The organism is Streptomyces sp. P9(2023), from assembly GCF_032436795.1.
Taxonomy (GTDB): Bacteria; Actinomycetota; Actinomycetes; order Streptomycetales; family Streptomycetaceae; genus Streptomyces.
Genome location: NZ_JAUPWM010000339.1, coordinates 1 through 290, shown reverse-complemented (window position 1 = coordinate 290; position 290 = coordinate 1). Strand labels below are relative to the sequence as shown.

The 290-nt window shown below is 69.0% G+C and carries 1 protein-coding gene; it reads right to left on the bottom strand.

The window, feature by feature from the left end:
- Positions 1-273 (bottom strand): DUF1636 domain-containing protein (locus Q5762_RS37860; protein WP_315896849.1); only part of this gene is annotated, 273 nt, incomplete at its 3' end.
- Positions 274-290 lie beyond the last annotated feature (17 nt).

Genomic DNA, 290 nt, shown 5'->3' with positions numbered 1-290 from the left:
CGACTTCGTGTAATGCGCGGCGCCCAGTAGGATGTCGTCAACGTCGCGGGCGGGGTCCAGAAAGCCGTAGACATAGGTCCATTTTCCCGGCCCCGACAGCGCGACGGCACAGCCCGTATCACAGGCCGAAAGGCATTCGACGCCGACCACGCGCAGCCCCTTGGCGACCGGCCCGTCGGCCAGCGCGCGGTGCAGCCGGGCGCCGGGCGGGTCTTCCGCCGGGCCGCGCCCCATGCGGCAAGTTGTGCAGACGTAAAGTGTGGCGGTGGTCATCGGCATCCGTTCGTGAC